This window comes from Nonomuraea sp. NPDC049750, from assembly GCF_040659625.1.
Taxonomy (GTDB): Bacteria; Actinomycetota; Actinomycetes; order Streptosporangiales; family Streptosporangiaceae; genus Nonomuraea.
Genome location: NZ_JBFANB010000014.1, coordinates 151,052 through 166,371, shown reverse-complemented (window position 1 = coordinate 166,371; position 15,320 = coordinate 151,052). Strand labels below are relative to the sequence as shown.

The following is a 15,320-nucleotide window of genomic DNA, read 5'->3' as shown; positions in this document are numbered from 1 at the left end:
CGCGTCAGTCATGGCCTCTCTCGATTCCACGCGTGCTCTGGGAGTCCCCCCACCGGACCCCCTGACCGGAGCGCGGCAGCGTCCGGCGCGGATCTCCTCCGCCTGGCTCCGGTTCGCCGTGCGGCGGCTCGCCAGCCTGGTGGTGATCTTCGTCGCGCTGCTGGTCGTGTCGTTCCTGATCGTCCAGCTCATCCCCGGTGATCCGGCGGTCGGCATCGCCGGCGCCAACGCCGACCTCGCCGACATCCAGCGCATCAGGGGAGAGCTGGGACTCGATCGCCCGATCTGGGAGCGATTCCTCGACCACGTGGGCGGCGTCCTCTCCGGGGACCTCGGTACGTCCTTCATGTACCGGCAGCCGGTGTCGTCGCTCATCGTGAACCGCCTGCCCTTCACCGCGACCATCGCGGTGACCGGCATCCTCGTGGTCCTGGTGATCTCGGTCCCGCTGGGCATGGTCGTCGGGGTGCTCACGCGTGGCGGCCGGCGCAAGTGGCTGGACGTGGCCTTCGGCATGGTCACCGGTTTCCTGGATTCGATTCCCGGCTACATCATGGCGTCGTTCCTGGTCGTGACGTTCGCGCTCGGCATCGGGCTGGTGCCGCTGTTCCCGCCGGCCTACACACCCCGCTTCGGGGCCGCGTCGTTCGTGCTCCCGGTCGTGGCCATCGCGATCGGCCCGATCTGCACCATCTCCCGTGTCGTCCGTCGCGAGATGGCGGTCGTGCTGGAGACCGACTACATGCGGACGGCCCGGGGCTGGCGGCTGCCCGCCCTGCGGCGTCACGTCCGCTGGGCGCTGCCGAACCTGCTCACCACCACGCTCACCCTGAGCGGGCTGATCCTGACGGGCATGGTCGGTGGCGCGATCATCATCGAATCGGTGTTCGCGCTGCCGGGCCTCGGCAGCGGCATCATCAAGGCCATCCTCGACCGCGACTATCCGGTCATCCAAGGCATGGTCCTCGTCATCGGCATGATCACCGCGATCATCAACCTCCTCGTAGACGTCCTGCTCGGACTGATCGACCCACGGACCCTCGGGGGGTCACATGTCTCCACGTAGCCGCTCGCGCCGCTGGAACCCCGGTCTCGTGCTCGGCCTGGGCGTGCTGGGCTGCGTCGTGCTGATCGCCGTACTGGCCCCGATCCTGTTCGCCGGCCAGGCGAACGCGCTGGGCCCGCGGTTCGCCGCTCCTTCGTCCGATCACCCGCTCGGCACCGACGCGGCCGGCCATGACGTGCTGCTGCGCAGCCTGGTCGCCACCCGCCTCACCCTGCTGATGACGGTCGGCGCGACGGCCATAGCGGTCGTCCTCGGTGTCGTCCTGGGTACGGGGGTCTGGCTCGTACCGCCCCGGGTCAGGGAGATCTGTCTGCGGGTGATCGACGCGATGGTGGCCTTCCCCGGGCTCTTGCTCGCGCTCGTCGTGGCGGCCGTGCTCGGCGCGGGCGGCTCCTCCGCGGTGATCGCCATCGGCCTGTCCGGCATTCCCTATTTCGCGCGCCTGACCGCGAATCTCGCCGCGAAGGTCTCCCAGCAGGAGTACGTCTCGACCGCCCGCCTCCTGGGCGTCAGCCACGGCCGGATCGCGATCAGGCACATGCTGCCCAACATGGCCGAGCCGCTGCTCGTGCTGTCGGCCTCGACGTTCGCGGCCACGCTCACGGCCATCTCCGCGCTGTCGTTCGTGGGCCTCGGCGTCCAGTCGCCCTCCTACGACTGGGGCAAGCTGCTGAACGAGGCCCTGCCGTCGCTCCTGGCGGGCCGGCCCTTCCAGATGGCGGGCTCGGCGGCCCTGGTCATCCTGACCGGGCTGGGCGCGGTCCTGATCGGCGACGGACTCGCCGCTGCGGCGAACCCGCGGGGGCGCACGACGGCGAGCCGGAGCGCGGCACCCTCCACCACCCCGGACGAGGCGGCGCCGGAGAGCGACCACCTCGCCGACATCCGCGACCTGTGGATCCACTCGGGCGACCAACCGCTGGTCAAGGGCATCTCCTTCGGCATCAGGCGCGGTGAGATCGTCGGCATCGTGGGCGAGAGCGGCTCGGGCAAGACCCTCACCGCGATGTCGCTCGCGCAGTTGCTGCCGGACGGCCTGACCTCGACGGCCGGCCGTATGGCCATCGGCGATCTGGACCTGCGCCGGCCCGTCGCGCCGGCGCGCATGGCGGAGGCGGTCAGCCTGATCTACCAGGATCCGGGCTCGACGTTCAATCCCGCGCTCCGCATGGGCGGTCAGCTCACCGAGGTGCTGCGTACCCACAAGGGGCTCGGCGCGCAGGCGGCCAGGCAGCGCGTGCTCGACGCGCTCAAGGTGGTCCAGATGACCAGGCCGGAACACCGCATGAAGCAGCACCCGCACGAGCTCTCGGGTGGCATGCGGCAGCGCGCGATGATCGCGACCGCGCTGGCCGTCGAGCCGCGCCTGATCATCGCCGACGAGCCGACGACGGCCCTGGACGTGACCGTCCAAGCCGAGATCCTGCGCGAGCTCAAGCGGGTCAACAGCGAGTTCGGCGCCTCGATCGCGTTCATCTCGCACGACATCGGGGTGGTACGCGCGCTGTGCGACCGCGTCCTCGTGATGTACCACGGGGAGATCGTGGAGGAGATCGCCGCGGCCGACCTCGCCGTGGAGACCGTCCGCCACCCGTACACGAAGAAACTCCTGGAAGCCGCACCCGACATCGACGGCCCCGTGGGCGGCCGGCCCGGCGACCCGGAGCACGCGAAGGAGCACTCGCATGGATGAGGCGATCGCCGTCGAGGTGCGCGACCTCGAGGTGGGCTACGGCTGGGGCGGCAACGCGACGCGCATCCTGCACGGCATCTCGATGGACGTCGCCCGGGGCCGTACGGTCGGCATCGTCGGAGAGTCAGGATCGGGCAAGTCGACGCTGGCCAAGGCGCTGGTCGGGCTCGTCCGTCCGACGGCGGGCAGCGTCAAGGTCGGCGGCGTGCACGTGTCCTCCGCACGCGGCGCGGACCGCCGGGCGATGCGGCGCAAGGTCCAGATGATCCCGCAGGACCCCTACTCCTCACTCGATCCCCGCCGCACGATCGGCGAGGCGCTCGCCGAGGCCGTGGACCCGCGCCGGGCGAAGGTGAAGACTCACCAGGAGGAGATCGTCCACTGGCTGGAGACCGTCAGGATGCCGGCCGACACCATCGACCGCTATCCCCACGAGTGCTCCGGAGGGCAGCGGCAACGGGTCGCCATCGCCCGCGGCCTGATGATCCGGCCCGAGGTGGTGATCGCCGACGAGATCACCTCGGCGCTCGACGTCTCGGTCCAGGCGGAGATCCTCAACCTCCTGGCGAGCCTGCGCCGCGAACTCGATCTGACCATGGTGTTCATCTCGCACAACCTCGCCGTCATCCGGCACGTGAGCGACGAGGTCGTGGTGCTCTACCACGGCGACATCGTCGAACAGGCCCCGGCGGCGGATCTCTATCAGCGCCCGCGGCACGAGTACACCCGCGCCCTGCTCGACTCGGTGCCGGGCGCGCCAGGCTTCGACATCCGGCCCAGGCCACGGAAGGACGCCTCTTGAGGCTGCAGCGCGATCTTCGGCTCACCAACGTCAGGATCATCGACGGCAGGGGAGGGCCGCCCATCGAGGACGGCGTGCTGGAGGTGACCTCGGACGGCGTCATCGGGTTCGTCGGCAGGGCGGCCGAGGCCCCGGACGGCCGCGACGCGGACGTACGCGATCTACGGGGCCGGACGCTGCTGCCCGGATTCATCGACTGTCACGTGCATCTGGGGTTCGCCCTGGCGAACGGGCCCTACCACCGCCTCCAGAACGATCCGGCGCTGATCCACCTGGAGTCCGCCGCGCGGATCCGGGAGACGCTCGAGGCGGGCATCACCAGCGCGCGCGATCTCGGCGGGCTGTCCGCAGGCTTTCGCGAGGCGATCGAGCGCGGGCTGATCGCCGGACCCCGGCTGAAGCTGGCGGTGAGCCCGATCAGTCACACCGCGGGCCACGGGGACTTCCACGTGCCCGGCGGAGAGGTCGCCTACACCGTGCCCGAGCTGATCGAGCTGGCCGACACCGTCGAGGAGGTCCGCCGGGCGACGCGCCGGGTGCTCCGCCAGGGGGCCGACCTCGTCAAGATCTGCACCAGCGGTGGCATGGGCAGCAGGCACGACCATCCCGACGACGAGGGCCTGCGCCTGGACGAGGTACGGGCGATCGTCGACGAGCTCGACCGGCACGGCGGCAAGCCGATCGCCGCGCACGCGCAGGGGCGCGTGGGGATCCTGACCGCCCTGCGGGGCGGGGTGACCAGCGTCGAGCACGGGTACGGCATCGACGACGAAGGACTCGATCTCCTGGAGGAGCGCGGCGCCTTCCTCGTCCCGACCCTGTCGACCGTGTTCGCGATCGACAAGGAGAAGATGCAGCCCTACCACTACGCCAAGAAGGTGAAGTGGTCCGAGATCACCAAGAAGAACATCGGTCACGCGATCGCGCGCAAGGCCAAGATCGCCCTGGGCACGGACGCCGGGGTCTGCCCGCACGCGCGGAACCTGCGCGAGCTCGGTCATCTCGTCGAGCTCGGCATGTCCCCGATGGACGCCCTCGTCGCCGGTACCCGGACCGGGGCCGAGGCGCTCGGCATCTCCGACGAGGTGGGCACGCTGGAGACGGGCAAGCTCGCCGACCTCGTGGTCACCGACGCCGATCCGCTGCGCGACATCCACGCGCTGGCCGATCCCGCGCACATCGAGATCGTGATGCAGGCGGGCGTCGTCATGAAGGACGACGTCATGAACAAGCTCGGGAAGGCCGACGGGCTGTCCCGCTGAGCGGGAGCCTGCTCGGCCATGGCACGCACCGCCGTGAGGGGGTGGCGCGGCCCGGATCTGTCGTTCACGATGAGGGCTCGGATCACCATGACAGGGAAGGGTCAAATCGCATGCGTTTACCTGTTCACCTGGCGCTGGTCGCCCTGGTCGCCGCCGCTCCGCTGACGGTCCAGCCCGTGGCGTCGGCCCAGGCGGCGGTGAGGTTCCACGCCGACTCCGGCGACTCATGCCTTCGCGGGATCACCGAAGGGACGCTGGACTGGCCGACCGTCAAGGTCGACGGGTATCTGTCCGATGACGCCGCCCTCTCGCCCTGCTCTCGGGACGGCATGTACTCCCGCGCCGTCTTCAACGCCTACAACGGCACCACCCTCGTCGACTCGGAGACCTACAAGGCGGACGACGCCCAGGTCCCGCTCTCCTTCTGGCTCTCGGATCCGGCGGGGGTCGCCGCCATCGATCGCGTGGTCGTACAGGTGTGCCGGTTCAGCAGCTCGCCGATCGGGGTCAGCTACTGCGGCAAGGCCGCGGAGTACAAGATGCCGTGAATATCGTCATGAAGGGCCTCTGGAAGGCTGGCGAACTATCCCGCTGAGCACGTCGTCCAGGGTGACCACGCCGAGCACCTGCCCCTTGTCGCCGGTCACGGCGGCGAGCTGGGCGCGGCGCTGACGCATGGTCGCCAGGACGTCCGCGAGCGTCGCCGTGCCGGCGATCAGCGGCAGGGCGCGGATCGGCAGCGGCTGACGGGTTCCGTGCCCGTTGAGCGCGTCCAGGACGTGCAGGTAGCCGCGCAGCTCGGCGGGGCTGTCACCGTGCACGGGGAAGCGGGAATGCCCGTGGCGGCCCGAGTATTCCTGCAGCCCGAGGCTGTCGATCGTCGCGGGGACGCTCACCACCTCGCCGATGGGCACCATGACCGTGTGGACCGGCCGGGCCTGCAGCGCGAGCGTGGCGATCATCCGGTCCCGCTCGTCCTGCCGCAGCAGTTTGTGCCGGCGGGACTCCTCGATCAGCACCGGCAGCTCCGCCGAGGTGTAGACGGTGTGGATCTCGTCGGCTGGCGGGATCCGCAGCAACCGCAGCGCCGCGCCCGCCATGGCCTGGATCAACGTGAGCACCGGGCCGATCGCCCGGGCGAGAACGAACAACGGGGGCACCAGCCACAGCGCCGCCGTGTCCGGGCCGGACAGTGCCAGGTTCTTCGGCACCATCTCCCCGATGATCACGTGCGCGGACACCACCAGGAGCAGCGCCAGCGTGAAGGCGACCGGATGCACCATCTTCTCGGGCAGCCCCACGGCCGCGAACAGCGGCTCCACCGCCCGCGACACCACCGGTTCGCCGAACGCGCCGAGCATCAGCGAGGCCAGCGTCACGCCCAGCTGGGCCGCGGCGAGCATCTTGGGCACCGTGTTCATGGCGGCGAGCACCGCCTGCGCCCGGCGCGAACCCGCCCGCGCCTGCGGCTCGAGCTGGGTGTGGCGCGCCGAGATGAGGGCGAACTCGGCGCCCACGAAGAACCCGTTGACCGCCAGGAGCAGCACCAGGGCCAAGCCGTCGCCGATGGTCACGGATGCTCCCGCCTCGGCGCGGTGAGGGTGACCTGCTCGATCCGCCGGCTACGCATGGCCTCCACCCGGAGCGTCCACCCGCCCACCTCCACCTCGTCACCCGGATCGGGGATGCGGCCGAGCCGGGCCAGCACCAGCCCCGCGAGCGTCTCGTAGGGCCCCTCGGGCATGCGGAAGCCCGTACGTTCCTCGGCCTCGTCCGCCGTCAGCACGGCCGGCACGCTCACCGAGGCGCCCGGCGCGAGCAGCGCGGCCTCGGGCTCCGCCGACTCCTCCTCCGGCAGGTCGTACTCGTCGGCGATGTCGCCGATCAGCTCCTCCACCAGGTCCTCCGCGGTGACGACGCCCGCGAAGCCGCCGTACTCGTCGATCACCACGGCCATCTCGACGCCCGTGGAGCTGAGCCGTTCCTGGACCACCTCCAGGCTCACCGACTCGGGCACCTGAACCGCCGGCCGGACGATCGCGGACACCGGCGTCCGCTCCCGCTCCTGCTCCGGCACCGCGCACGCGCGCGGCACGCTCGCCACGCCGAGGATGTCGTCCAGTTCCGTACCGCATACGGGGATGCGCAGATGCCGGGTGCGGCGGGCCAGCCTGAGGAACTCGGCGACGCTGGTGGATCCGGCTATGGTCACGCAGTCCGTACGGGGGGTCATGGCCTCCGCCGCGATCTTGCCACCGAAGCGCAGGGCCCGCTGGAGCATGGCGGCCGTGCTCGGCTGGAGCGCCCCCGCCTCCGCCGACAGGCGTACGAGCAGGCTCAGCTCCTCGGGGGAGCGGGCCGAGGCGAGCTCCTCCTGCGGCTCGGCCCCCAGCCATCGGACGATGCCGTTGGCCACCGCGTTGCACAGCTTGATCAGCGGCCCGAACGCGGCGGAGAACACCCGCTGCGGCGGCGTCGCCATCCTGGCCACGGCCATCGGCCTCGACAGGGCGGCGTTCTTGGGCACCAGCTCGCCCAGGACCATCTGCGCCACCGTGGAGATGACGATCGCCAGGGCGACGGCGACGCCAGGAGCGGCGGGGACGCCGCCCAGAAGCGGCTCCAGCAGGCCGGCGATGGCGGGCTCGGACACGACGCCCAGCAGCAGCGACGTGACGGTGATGCCCAGCTGCGCCCCGGACAGGTGGAACGACAGCCGCCGCACCGCGGCCTCGATCCCCTGCGCGCCCCGGTCTCCGGACTCGGCCAGCTGGTGGACCCGTACGCGCTCGACCGTCACCAGGGAGAACTCCGCCGCGACGAAGATCCCGTTGGCCACGATCAAGGCCAGCGCCCCGAGCAGAAAGACCACATTCAGGATCACGGGGCGAAAGCTAGCACCGGTGAAGGACTGGTGGAAGCCAACGCGGCGCGACGACCGGTACCTGGTTGACGTCAACGCGGCGCGACGACCGGCACCCGCTGGGCTCGAAGACCGGCATCCGCTGGCGTCGTGGACGGGCGTCGCCCGGCGAGTGGGAAGCTTGGGGCGTGCGTGTGATGCTGCTGGGTCCATTCGAGACGCGGGCCGACGACGGCCGTCCGATCGAGATCCCGGGCACGAAGTTGCGCGCGCTGCTGGCCAGGCTCGCGCTGGAGGCGGGCCGGGTCGTGCCGGTGGAGGTTCTCATCGCGGCCATCTGGGCCGATGAGCCGCCGGCGGGCAGCGCCAACGCCCTGCAGGCCCTGGTCTCCCGCACCCGCCGGTTGGTCGGCGCCGCGACCATCGAGTCGCAGCCGCCCGGCTACCGGCTGGCGATCGAGCCCGTCGAGGTCGACGTCACACGCTTCGAGAGGCTGGTGAGCACCGGCGACCTCGCGGCGCTGCGAGCGGCCGAAAGACTGTGGCGCGGGCCCGCGTTCGCGGAGTTCGCCGACCTGCCGTTCGCCGCGCACGAGGGAGTACGCCTGGCCGAGCTGCGCCTGTCGGCCGCCGAACAACGACTGGAGCTCGAACTGGCCGAAGGCACTGACGTCCTCACCGAGCTGCGCCCACTGGCCGCCGCCCACCCTTTGCGCGAGCGCCTGCAGGGCCTGCTGATGCGGGCGCTGTACGCGGCCGGACGGCAGGCGGACGCGCTGGACGCCTACGAGCGGACCCGGCGCACCCTGGCCGACGAGCTGGGCGTCGACCCGTCGGCGGAGCTGGCCGAGGTCCACCTGAGCCTCCTCCGGCACGACCCTCGGCATCAGCCTCGCCGTCGGACCCGGCGTAGCAATCTGCGCGCTCAGGTGACCAGCTTCGTCGGCCGGGAGGAGGAGCTGGCGCAGCTGACCAAGGCGCTGGAAGCCGCCCGCCTGGTCACCGTCGTCGGGCCGGGCGGCGCAGGCAAGACCCGGCTGGCCACCGAGGTCGCCCAGCGCTCCGCCGAGCTCGCCCCCGACGGCGTCTGGCTGGTCGAGCTGGCGGCGGTGACCGAGCCGCTCGACGTCGCCCACGCGGTGCTCACGGCGATCGGCGCCAGAGACTCCGGCTGGTTCGAGCCCGCGCCCGCCGACGGCACCCCGGCTCGCGGCACCCCAGCTCGCGACGCCCCGGACCGTGACGCCCCGGACCGCGAGGCCGCGGCTCACGATGCCCCGGCTCGCGATGTCATGGACCGGCTGGCAGAGGCGCTGGACCGGCTGTCCGAGGAGCTGGACGGCCGGCGGGTGCTGCTCGTCCTGGACAACTGCGAGCACGTCGTGTCGGCCGTCGCGCACCTGGCCGACCGGCTGCTCGGCGCCTGTCCCGACCTGCGCGTCCTGGCGACGAGCCGGGAGTCGATGGCCATCGCGGGGGAGAGCCTCTATCCCATTCCGCCCTTGGAGTGGCCGGCGGCCGCGGTGCGGGATCCGCAGACCTATCCGGCCGTGCGGCTCTTCGTCGAGCGCGCGGCCTTGGTCCGCCCCGGCTTCGTACTGAACGAGGAGAACACGGGCACGGTCGTCGAGATCTGCGGACGGCTCGACGGGATGCCGCTGGCCATCGAGCTGGCCGCCGCGCGGATGCGCGCGTTGAGCGTCGAGCAGATCGCCGCCAAGCTCGACGACCGGTTCCGCCTGCTCAGCAGCGGCAGCCGTACGGCACTGCCCCGGCATCAGACCCTGCAGGCGGTCGTGGACTGGAGCTGGGACCTGCTGTCCGGCCGCGAACGCGAACTCGCGATGCTCCTGGCCGCCTTCCCCGGCGGCGCCACGCTGGACGCGCTCGAAGCGGTGAGCGGACATGTCGCCGACACGCCCCAAGGTGTCAGCGGACCGCATGCCGCCGACGGCACGATCGAAGGGGCCAGTGGGCTGGACACCGCCGACGTGCTGGACGTCCTCACTGCCCTGGTGGACAAGTCCCTGGTCGAGCCGTCCGGTGAGCGCTACCGCATGCAGGAGACCGTCCGGTCGTACGGGATGGCGAGACTGACCGAGGCCGGGCAGGACCGGGCCGTCCGTGACCGGCACGCCCGCCACTTCCTCCGGCTCGCCGAGACCGCCGACCCCGAGCTGCGCAAGGCGGACCAGCTCCACTGGCTGGCGCGGCTGCGGGCCGAGGACGACAACCTCCTGGCCGCGATGAGGCTCGCGGCCGAGGCCGGGGACGCGGAGCTGGGCGTACGGCTCCTCGCGGCCGTTTGGTGGTTCTGGTACCTGGAGGGCAGGTCCCTCGAAGGCATGCACTGGGCGCGCGGCGTCCTCGACCTGCCCGGCGAGGTGCCCGAGGCCCAGCGCCCGGTGCGGCTGGTGCTGGAGGCGTTCGCCCACCACGGGCTCGGTGCGGTCGAGGCGGCCCAGCGGGCGATGTCCACCGGCCTGGAGCTGCGTGACCGGCTGGGCGGCGGGGTGTCGGGGTGGGTTCTGCTGCTCTTCGCGCCCATCTGGCTGGGCGATCCCGCGGGCGCCGCCCGTTCGGCCGATCGGCTGCTGCCGGGGCTCACCGGCTGGGAGCGCGCGACGGCGCTGATGACGCAGTCGATCGTGGCGGAGTACGAGGGCGAGGTCGCTCACGCCTTTACCCTCCTGGACGAGGCCCGCCGAGAACTGGAGGCCCTCGGCGAACGCTGGGCCTTGTCCTCGGCGTTACGCGTACTCGCCGAGCACCACGCCCGCCAGGGCGACCTGAGCGCCTCGATCGACGCGCGGGTGAAGGCGCTCCGCCTGGCCGGCGAGCTCAGCATCCTCGAAGATCAGGCGGCCATCCTGGCCGGCCTCGCGATCACCCGCGCGCGGCTGGGCGAGCTCGACCGGGCACAGAGCGACATGCTCGCGGCCTGGGACTTCGCGGAGCAGCTGCGCAAGCAGGAAGGCCTCGAATACATCCGGCTGGCGCGGGCCGAGATCCTGCTCAGAAGCGGCGATCGGGCAGCTGCCCGGCGCGAGCTCGATGCGGTGGAGGCCATGGCCCTCCACTCTCCGGTTCGGGCGTCGGCCGGCTGTTACCGGGCCATGGCCGCCCTGCTCGACGGCGACGCCGACGGCGCCCGGCCGCTCCTCGACACCGCGATCGAGCTGGCCGCCGACGCGGTGGACATGCCGACCCTGGCCGGCGCGGCACACCTGCGCGCCGCGCTCGCCCTGGCCGAGGCCGACCCCACGCGCGCCGCCCACCTGCTCGGCCTGGCCACCGCACTGCGGGGAACGACGGACCTGAGCGGCTTCGACAACCTGCTGCGACCCACCGAACGCGCCCGCGCCCTACTCGGCGAGGCGGCCTTCACCACGGCCTACGACCGCGGTGCCGCACTCACACGTGACGCCGCGATCCAGGCCGTACGCGGCCACTAGCGCGATGTCCACGACCGTTCGCCTCCTCTCCCTCCGGAGGGGGCGTCCCCGCAGGCGTGACAGACCGTCTCCCTCCTGGGGACCTCTGCCACGACGGGCCGTCACCGAGCTCGCGGTGCTGTCCTTCGCGAGTCGTTGTCATATATTCATTATAAACAGCGGAAAGTCGGGGAAATCATGAGTGCAGAGCCGGGGCCGCGCCGCTACGACTCGTTGCGCCGGGCGACGCAGGCGCGGGAGACGCGGGCCGACATCGCCGGGGCCGCCCGCCGGCTCTTCGTCTCCCAAGGGTGGGCGGCGACGACCGTCCGCGACGTGGCGCGCGAGGCGGGAGTCTCCGTGCCGACGGTCTACGCGGTGTACGGGAACAAGGCGGGGCTGACCCAGGCCCTCGCGGACGCCGCCGACCTGTCGGCCGACGTCGCCCGGGAGCTCGCCGAGCTGGAAGCCGCGGCGACGGACCCCCGGCGGCAACTGGCGGCGATGGCCGCCTACGACCGGCGGCTGTTCGAGCGCGCGGGCGACGTCATCACGCTGGTGCGCGAGGCCGGTCGCACCGAGCCCGAGCTGGCGGCGGCCTACCGCGACGCCCGCCGACGGGGCGACGAGACCCGGGTCCAGGTGTTCTCCTCCTGGCCGGTCGGTGTGCTGCGGGACGGGCTGGACGTACGATCGGCCGTCGACATCTACGCGGCCCTGTGCACCATCGACGTCTACACCACGCTGACCACCGAACGTGGCTGGTCGCCCGATCGGGTCCAGCAGTGGTGGAGCGAAGCCCTGGCTCGCGAACTCCTGGCATGAGTGCCGGCCCGCCAACTCCTGGCCTGAAGCCCCTGGCTCGCGGAAGCCAGGAAAAAACTTCCGGCCGGATGTAGAGAACGGCCGCGCGACTCCGACTCCACCACGAAAGCGAAGAACACCGAGCGAAGGAGCGGGACATGCGCAAGATCATCTACTGGGTGCACACGTCGATCGACGGCCACATCGACGGGCCGAAGGGCGAGTTCGACTGGCCCGAGATGGGCGAGGAGCTGTCGGACTACTCCGACGCGCTGACCGACAGATCCGACACCTTCCTGTACGGGCGCGGCGTGTGGGAGGGGATGGCGAACTTCTGGCCGAACGCCGAGTCGATGTCGAACCACCCGCACGTCCTCAGGTTCGCGCCCATCTGGCGGGACACCCCGAAGATCGTCTTCTCGACCACGCTGAAGGAGACCGACTGGGCCACCAGGGTCATCGGCGACAACCTCGCCGCGGAGGTCGCCGAGCTCAAGCGGCAGCCCGGCAAGGACCTGCTGCTGACCGGCGGCTCCCGCCTGGCCGCCGCCCTGACCGACCACGGCCTGATCGACGAGTACCACGTCGCGGTGCATCCCGTCGTGCTGGGCGGCGGCAAGCCGCTGTTCGTGCCCCGCGAGGACCGGATCAACCTGCGGCTCGCCGACTCGCGCACCTGCGACTCCCGCGTGGTGGTGATGCGCTACGACCGTACCCAGTAATGGGGCTAGGGGATGCGGTGGGCCGCGGAGGCCGTCCAGGTGCGCAGGTAGGACTCGGCGCCCGCGGCCATGTCCCGCACGATGTCCGGGCCGGCGATGATCCGCATGTCCTCGATCCAGTCGGGCACCAGGCCGTAGTTGGCGACGCCGTCCGTGTTGACGTCCCAGACCCGATCGCCGGTACGCAGCCGGTCCAGGGAAACGCTTCCGTCGAAGGACGTGAAGGGGTACGTCACCGGGTTCGCGGCGTTGCCGGTACGAGGCGCGGGCAGCCGGCCCAGGCCGTTGGCGTCCAGGCCGTAGCCGTAGCCGGGGATCTGGTGCGCCTGCCTGAGCGGCTGGGTACGGCGCCACTCGGCGACGAAGTCCCGCGCGTCGTGCCCGTACTGCGTGATCATCCCGCCAAGGGCGTAGATCCGGTCGAAGTAGCTCGGGTCGGCCCAGCTGTGGGAGGAGATCACGCCCGGGTAGCCGGCCGCCTCGAGGATGGCGAGCGTACTGCCGGCGGCCTTCGCGCTCATGTGGTCGAGCTCCACCAGCATGCCCCGGCGGATCATCCCCTTGACCATGTACTCGCCCAGGGCGGTCAGCCCTCTGGTGTTGCAGTGCGGCGCCGGGGGATAGATCGGCAGCGAGACGCCCGGTGGCAGCAGCCCGGCCAGCTGGTCGGGCAGGACTCCGCCGGGATCGATCGGATTGTCGTGCTCGGGCCCGGTGCAGGTGCGCGCCTGCCAGAAGGAGCCGGTGCTGAGCAGGTTGCCCAGGTTGACGATGGCGCCCTGGGTGCCGGAGTCGAAGCGCACGCCGCACAGGGCGTTGTCGTACTTGTGGCAGACGAACATGCTCCGTACGCCGAGCGCGTACATCTCATCCAGCCCGCGGTCGATCTGCCCCTGGGTGCACTGCGGGATGCCGAGGATCTGGCGGCAGCCGAACGGCTCGGAGGTCTCGATCCCCAGAACGACGGCGAGCTTGCCCGCCTCGACCGTCCGCCTGGCCTCGGCCGGGTCGAGCACGATCCTGAACCAGCCCCGTCCGGGCCCGCCGTACTGGGCGTCGATGTAGTCCTGCAGCTCGCGGGCCCGCTGCGCCTCCAGCCTGATCGTGGTCATCTCGTCGCAGGAGTTCTTCCTCAGCGGGTAGATCGCGCACAGCTGGCGGTTGGCCACCAGGTCGTTGACCATGATCCGGAGCCCGCCGCGCCAGGCCCGCTCCACCCACGTGTAGTACGCCTGCTGGTGGGTCAGCGAGTCGTGCGCCGGCCAGTCGCGGAACGTGGGCCAGCCCACCGGGTCGTGGGTGCCGGTCGCTGAGCCGGTCCGGGTGAAGTTCTCGAACCAGGCCAGCTCGCCATGGGGATAGTGATCGGGGCAGTCCGCCAGGGCGCGGGAGATGCCACCTGGGTCGAAGGGCTTCCCGCACAGCAGCATGCCGCCGAACGCCTCGTAGGAGAACAGGTGGCTGTGCGCGTCGACGAACCCACGCACATCAGACGCCGCCGCCGCCGACCTGCCTTCCGCCGCGACCGCCGCCGACCTGTCTCCCGGAGTGGCCGGTGAGGACGCCGCCGACGATCTTCCCCCCGGCGGCGCCAGTAAGGCGGTCAGAAGGAGGAGGACGACGGCGATGGATCGGCGACGCATCACGGACACCTCACACGGCTGGGGGGCCTGCCGCCAGCATCCGCCGCCCGCGCCACTCCAACAAGGCCCAAACGTGAGCCCATCTCATCACCGCTGTTAGATGCGCTATGTCCGGTCTTTACGGGTTGGGCGTAGCTTGCTGTTGTTGGGCATAATCAAGGAGCTATTCGACACGTGGAGGAGACGCCGCATGAGTGACGAGGCCCGGTGGATCGCAGGAATCGACTCCAGCACACCGAACCTCGCCCGGATGCACGATTACTTCATCGGAGGCAAGGACAACTTCGCCGTTGACCGGGAGGCGGCCGAGGCCGTGCTGGCCACCGCGCCGGAGGTCCGGGTCATGGCGCAGGAGCACCAGGCGTTCCAGGGACGAGTGATCCCGTTTCTGGTGGAGCAGGGCATCACCCAGTTCATCAACCTGGGCTCGGGGCTCCCCAGCGAACCCAACACCCACGAACTGGCCCGATCCCTGGCCCCCGGCGCCCGCGTGGCCTACGTGGACAACGACCCGGTGGTGCTCGCGCACGCCCGCGCGATCCTGGCCCGAGGCGCCGGGACCGGCGTCGTCAAGGGCGACATCCTGCATCCCGCCGAACTGCTGGCCGACCCCGACCTGCGGGCGGTCATCGACCTCGACCAGCCGGTGGCGGTGCTGTTGTTCGGCGTCCTGCAGTACATCCCGGACAGCCATGAGCCCTTCCGGCACGTGGCCGAGCTGCGTGACGCGTTGCCGGCCGGCAGCCACATCGTCATCACGCACGTCGTCTTCGACTCCCGCCCTGAGGTGGCGGAGCCGATCGTCGCCCTCTACCGGAGGATGCTGGGCCACGCCGAGGGCGGCGCCCGTACGCGCGAGACGGTGCTGCCCTTCTTCGACGGGCTCGAACTGGTCGAACCCGGGCTGGTGTACGTCCGGGAGTGGCGGCCCGACAGCCCTTTCCAGTCCGAGAGACCGGAGAAGGCGTGGGTGATGGTCGGCGTCGGCCGCAAGGCCGGGCCCCCGCCAGAGGACGCCCACCCCTAGCGAC

At 71.2% G+C, this 15,320-nt stretch carries 12 protein-coding genes; 9 read left to right on the top strand and 3 right to left on the bottom strand.

All coding sequences use genetic code 11. The annotated features are described in order from the left end of the window. Window positions 1-10 precede the first annotated feature (10 nt). The 5 genes from AB0J16_RS32140 to AB0J16_RS32120 all read left to right on the top strand — a co-directional run bounded on the left by AB0J16_RS32140 (window position 11) and on the right by AB0J16_RS32120 (window position 5,371). The gene (locus AB0J16_RS32140; protein WP_358546097.1) at window positions 11-1,066 is read left to right on the top strand and encodes an ABC transporter permease; all 1,056 of its coding nucleotides are present in this window, start codon (window positions 11-13) and stop codon (window positions 1,064-1,066) included. Continuing rightward, window positions 1,053-2,759, top strand: coding sequence for a dipeptide/oligopeptide/nickel ABC transporter permease/ATP-binding protein (locus tag AB0J16_RS32135; RefSeq protein ID WP_358546095.1), 1,707 nt, complete (start codon window positions 1,053-1,055; stop codon window positions 2,757-2,759). The genes AB0J16_RS32140 and AB0J16_RS32135 overlap by 14 nt, the downstream gene beginning before the upstream one ends. Beyond that, window positions 2,752-3,561: an ABC transporter ATP-binding protein gene (locus AB0J16_RS32130; RefSeq protein WP_358546092.1), complete on the top strand. Its 810-nt coding sequence runs from the start codon at window positions 2,752-2,754 to the stop codon at window positions 3,559-3,561. The genes AB0J16_RS32135 and AB0J16_RS32130 overlap by 8 nt, the downstream gene beginning before the upstream one ends. Further along, window positions 3,558-4,823 carry an amidohydrolase family protein gene (locus AB0J16_RS32125; RefSeq protein WP_358546090.1) on the top strand — a complete coding sequence of 422 codons (1,266 nt, stop codon included), beginning with the start codon at window positions 3,558-3,560 and terminating at the stop codon, window positions 4,821-4,823. Before AB0J16_RS32130 ends, AB0J16_RS32125 begins: the two co-directional genes overlap by 4 nt. Before the next feature lie 110 nt (window positions 4,824-4,933). After that, window positions 4,934-5,371 carry a hypothetical protein gene (locus AB0J16_RS32120; protein WP_358546088.1) on the top strand — a complete coding sequence of 146 codons (438 nt, stop codon included), beginning with the start codon at window positions 4,934-4,936 and terminating at the stop codon, window positions 5,369-5,371. A gap of 6 nt (window positions 5,372-5,377) precedes the next feature. On the opposite strand, the gene AB0J16_RS32115 is transcribed toward AB0J16_RS32120, so the two are convergent. Beyond that, a complete protein-coding gene (locus AB0J16_RS32115; protein WP_358546085.1) occupies window positions 5,378-6,397 on the bottom strand; it encodes a hemolysin family protein in 1,020 nt (339 codons plus the stop codon). Next, on the bottom strand, window positions 6,394-7,707 hold the full coding sequence (locus AB0J16_RS32110) for a hemolysin family protein (RefSeq protein ID WP_358546083.1): 1,314 nt from the start codon (window positions 7,705-7,707) through the stop codon (window positions 6,394-6,396). The genes AB0J16_RS32115 and AB0J16_RS32110 overlap by 4 nt, the downstream gene beginning before the upstream one ends. 176 nt (window positions 7,708-7,883) lie before the next feature. On the opposite strand from AB0J16_RS32110, the gene AB0J16_RS32105 reads away from it, so the two are divergent. The 3 genes from AB0J16_RS32105 to AB0J16_RS32095 all read left to right on the top strand — a co-directional run bounded on the left by AB0J16_RS32105 (window position 7,884) and on the right by AB0J16_RS32095 (window position 12,646). Next, the gene (locus AB0J16_RS32105; protein WP_358546403.1) at window positions 7,884-11,141 is read left to right on the top strand and encodes a BTAD domain-containing putative transcriptional regulator; all 3,258 of its coding nucleotides are present in this window, start codon (window positions 7,884-7,886) and stop codon (window positions 11,139-11,141) included. A gap of 177 nt (window positions 11,142-11,318) precedes the next feature. After that, a complete protein-coding gene (locus AB0J16_RS32100; RefSeq protein WP_358546080.1) occupies window positions 11,319-11,945 on the top strand; it encodes a helix-turn-helix domain-containing protein in 627 nt (208 codons plus the stop codon). A 137-nt stretch (window positions 11,946-12,082) separates the two neighbouring features. Next, window positions 12,083-12,646: a dihydrofolate reductase family protein gene (locus tag AB0J16_RS32095; RefSeq protein WP_358546078.1), complete on the top strand. Its 564-nt coding sequence runs from the start codon at window positions 12,083-12,085 to the stop codon at window positions 12,644-12,646. A 5-nt stretch (window positions 12,647-12,651) separates the two neighbouring features. On the opposite strand, the gene AB0J16_RS32090 is transcribed toward AB0J16_RS32095, so the two are convergent. Continuing rightward, the gene (locus AB0J16_RS32090; RefSeq protein ID WP_358546076.1) at window positions 12,652-14,289 is read right to left on the bottom strand and encodes a Coagulation factor 5/8 type domain-containing protein; all 1,638 of its coding nucleotides are present in this window, start codon (window positions 14,287-14,289) and stop codon (window positions 12,652-12,654) included. Between the two features lie 190 nt (window positions 14,290-14,479). Between AB0J16_RS32090 and AB0J16_RS32085 the strand changes: the two genes are divergently transcribed. After that, window positions 14,480-15,316: an SAM-dependent methyltransferase gene (locus AB0J16_RS32085; RefSeq protein WP_358546074.1), complete on the top strand. Its 837-nt coding sequence runs from the start codon at window positions 14,480-14,482 to the stop codon at window positions 15,314-15,316. The last annotated feature ends 4 nt before the right edge of the window (window positions 15,317-15,320 follow it).

What these genes read in the sequence shown, in the direction of transcription:
- AB0J16_RS32085 (WP_358546074.1), top strand. Translation starts at nt 14,480, where the DNA reads ATGAGTGACGAGGCCCGGTGGATCGCAGGAATCGACTCCAGCACACCG.
- AB0J16_RS32120 (WP_358546088.1), top strand. Translation starts at nt 4,934, where the DNA reads ATGCGTTTACCTGTTCACCTGGCGCTGGTCGCCCTGGTCGCCGCCGCT.
- AB0J16_RS32095 (WP_358546078.1), top strand. Translation starts at nt 12,083, where the DNA reads ATGCGCAAGATCATCTACTGGGTGCACACGTCGATCGACGGCCACATC.
- AB0J16_RS32105 (WP_358546403.1), top strand. Translation starts at nt 7,884, where the DNA reads ATGCTGCTGGGTCCATTCGAGACGCGGGCCGACGACGGCCGTCCGATC.
- AB0J16_RS32140 (WP_358546097.1), top strand. Translation starts at nt 11, where the DNA reads ATGGCCTCTCTCGATTCCACGCGTGCTCTGGGAGTCCCCCCACCGGAC.
- AB0J16_RS32090 (WP_358546076.1), bottom strand. Translation starts at nt 14,289, where the DNA reads ATGCGTCGCCGATCCATCGCCGTCGTCCTCCTCCTTCTGACCGCCTTA.
- AB0J16_RS32130 (WP_358546092.1), top strand. Translation starts at nt 2,752, where the DNA reads ATGGATGAGGCGATCGCCGTCGAGGTGCGCGACCTCGAGGTGGGCTAC.
- AB0J16_RS32135 (WP_358546095.1), top strand. Translation starts at nt 1,053, where the DNA reads ATGTCTCCACGTAGCCGCTCGCGCCGCTGGAACCCCGGTCTCGTGCTC.
- AB0J16_RS32100 (WP_358546080.1), top strand. Translation starts at nt 11,319, where the DNA reads ATGAGTGCAGAGCCGGGGCCGCGCCGCTACGACTCGTTGCGCCGGGCG.